Raw genomic sequence first — 3232 nt, 5'->3', positions numbered from 1 at the left:
CCGGCCGCGGCGGCGTCGGCCAGGCCGGCCAGTGGGTCGCCCAGAACCGCATCGCGCTGCCCGCCTCGCACCTGCCGCGGATCCCCGCGCACGCCAGCCGGCTCGAGGTATCCCAGGCCGTCGAGCAGGGTTATCCGCACCTGGACTACCAGGCCCGGTTCCAGCTCACGGCCGAACTGCACACCTTCCTGTCCCGGATGAACCCGCAGGACGTGGTGGCCACTGTCGCCGACGCCAAACTGCATCTGGGCACCCTCACCGACGACCTCGGCTACGTCGACGACGGCGGCCAGCAACTCGAGCGCTCGGTGCTGTGGAGCACCGTCACCCTCGACCTGGAGACCCTGCCCAGTCCCCTGTCCGAGTTGATCGGCGAGCCCGGCACGGTCGTCGACCTCACCGACGGCCTGGACGCGATGCTCTCGGCGATGCACCCCGGGCGCCACTCCGCGGAGTCGCAGGTCGCCGAGGCGCCCGCGGCCGGGGCGGTGCCGACCCTGCCCGAGGTCACCGACGAGCTGGCCGACGGCCTGCACATGCCCCGCGAGGAGTTGCAGGAGATCGTCGACACCCTGCAACAGCGTCAGCAGATCGTGTTCTACGGCCCGCCCGGCACCGGCAAGACCTTCCTCGCCCAGGAGCTGGCCCGCTTCCTCGCCGGCCCCGACGACCCCAGCCGGGTCCAGCTGGTGCAGTTCCACCCCAGCTACGCCTACGAGGACTTCTTCGAGGGCTACCGGCCCACGCTCACCGAGTCGGGGCAGCCCGGCTTCGCTCTCCAGGCCGGGCCGCTGCGGCGCCAGGCCGCGCGGGCGACCTCGGAGTCGGGCCGCGAACACCCGAGCTTCCTCATCATCGACGAGATGAACCGCGCCGACCTCGCCCGCGTGTTCGGCGAGATGTACTTCCTGCTGGAGTACCGGGACCGGACCGTGCTGCCGCAGTACTCCCCCGACACCTCCTTCCGGCTGCCGCGCAACCTGTTCATCATCGGGACCATGAACACCGCCGACCGGTCGATCGCCATGGTTGACGCCGCCATCCGCCGACGCTTCGCGTTCATGGAACTGCACCCCGACACCCCGCCCGTGGCCGGTGTGCTCCGACGCCACCTCGAGGCGCGCGGCGTGACGACCGAGCCCGCGGAACTGCTCGAGGCGCTCAACTCCGAGATCGACGACTCCGACCGCGACCTGCGGATCGGGCCGTCGTACTTCATGAAGGACCGGGCCACCGAGCCGGGCGGCCTCGAGGCCATCTGGCGGTTCGACCTCCTCCCACTGCTCGAGGAGCACTACTACGGGCGGCTCACCCGCGCCGAGGTGCACGAGCGGTTCGGCCTCGCGGCGCTGCGCCGCAAGATCGGGCGGGCGTGACCGCACCTCCGTCGCGCGCTGGCGCGCCGGCGTCGGCACAGCCGCCGGCGTCGCCGGTGGCCCTCGAGTTCGACGAGTTCGATCGCCGCGGCCGCCTCGTCAACCTGAGCTGGGAGGGGGCGCAGCACCTGTCGCAGACCGGCCTCGTGGAGGTGCTGCCCGCCGGCCGCGACACGTGGCGACTCATCCCCTGCGGCGCGGTCGGTTCGGTCCGCGTCGAAGGACTGTCGGTGCGGGTCATGCCCGCCGCCAGCCTCGGCCTGACGCAGTTGTTCTTCCTGCTCGACCACGCGGCCGACGACCCCTTCCTGTCCTCATCGGTGCAGGCCAGGGACGACGACGAGCTGTGGACCTCCGTCGCCGAGTCCATGGCCCGGTTGGCGCACCGGGCCCTGTCCGCCGGACTGCTGCGCGGGTACCGCAGGGTCGACGAGGCGCTGACCACCGTGCGCGGCCGGATCCGACTGGGTGACCAGATCCGCCGCCACCCGGGCATGACCATCCCACTCGAGGTCACCTACTCCGAGTTCACCCCGGACATCCCCGAGAACCGCATCCTGCGCACGGCCGCCCACCGCCTGCAGTTCCTGCCCGAGCTGCCCGATTCCACCCGCCGCCGGCTGGCCATGGTCGACGCCCGGTTGTCGGACGCCACGCTCATCGGCCAGGGCGCGCCCGTGCCGGCGTGGACGCCCAGCAGGCTCAACGCCCGCTACCAGGACGCGCTCGCGTTGGCGGACCGCATCGTGCGGCGGATCTCGGTGGAGGTCGAGGACGGCCACGCAGCGTCGGCGGCCTTCGTCACCGAGATGCCGGCACTGTTCGAACGCTTCGTGGAAGCCGAGCTGACCGCCGCCCTCGACGGCCGGGGTGGTCGGCTGCTGCAGAACCCCGTCGTCAACCTGGATTCCGGTGCCGAGGCGGACGACGCGCCGTCGGGTCGTCACAGCGCGCCGTCCGACGACGGTGACCACATCTCCGTGCGCACGGGGTTGGTGTACGAGGTCGACGGCGAGCCCGTCACCACGTTCGTCCCGACCTATCCCACGGACCGCCGGGCCCGCGCCGCCGAGCACTACCGACTGTTGGCCGCCTGCACCGCGCTCGGGGTGGGCCGCGCGTACCTGGTCTACCCGGCCCAGCGGCGCGACGATTCCCCCCAGCCCCGACGGATCGTCCACACCGACATCTCGATCGTGGAGTACCCGATCGACCTCTCCCGCGGGCCGGCCGAGAGCAGGAGGGCTATCGTCGAGTTGGCCCAGCACGCCCGTGGGCTGGCCGCTCCGTCCGCCGCACGCCACCGGCCGGGCTCACGCCACGACGCCGGGTCCCACCACAGCGCCGGGTCCCACCACAACGCAGAGTTCGACCACAACCCAGAGTCCGACCACAACCCAGAGGGGAGACGACACGCCCGATGACCGACGCCGACGACGCCTCCCGACGCCTCTGGATGAGCCTCGGGCTGGCTGCCGTCGGCACGGTCGGGGCGTTCCGCGGTGCCCAGGAGGTGCTCACGCAGCAGGCCCGGATCGCGCGCCGGGTGATCCCCAAGCCGACGTCGCGGCCCTACTCCGGCGACGGGCTCTACCGGCCCGGGGCCCGGTCACCCGAGCCGTGGCGACCCGGAATGACGTGCGATGTGCACATGATGATCTTCGGCGACTCGCTCGCCGCCGGCCTCGGCGCCGACTCCCCTGACGAGTTGCCCGGCGTCCTGCTGGCGCGGGGTCTGGCCGAGGAGTCCGGCTGGGACGTGCGGCTGAGCATCAAGGCGATCGTCGGCGCCACCTCCAAGGGACTGCCCGGGCAGATCGAGGCGATGCAGATCGCGCACGGCGACCCCGACATCT

General features: G+C 72.1%; 2 protein-coding genes and 1 pseudogene. All 3 read left to right on the top strand.

The genetic code is table 11. The features are described 5' to 3' along the window. Positions 1-1376: AAA family ATPase (locus G6024_RS00640; protein WP_159147581.1), on the top strand; the 1376-nt coding region annotated here is incomplete at its 5' end. Then, on the top strand, positions 1373-2800 hold the full coding sequence (locus tag G6024_RS00635; RefSeq protein WP_235027699.1) for an McrC family protein: 1428 nt from the start codon (positions 1373-1375) through the stop codon (positions 2798-2800). The genes G6024_RS00640 and G6024_RS00635, both read left to right, overlap by 4 nt. After that, a pseudogene (locus tag G6024_RS00630) lies at positions 2797-3232 on the top strand (SGNH/GDSL hydrolase family protein); the annotation flags it as partial. The gene G6024_RS00635 and the pseudogene G6024_RS00630, both read left to right, overlap by 4 nt.

The organism is Dietzia maris, from assembly GCF_014144855.1.
Lineage (GTDB): Bacteria > Actinomycetota > Actinomycetes > Mycobacteriales > Mycobacteriaceae > Dietzia > Dietzia kunjamensis.
This window is presented reverse-complemented; position numbering and strand designations above follow the sequence as displayed.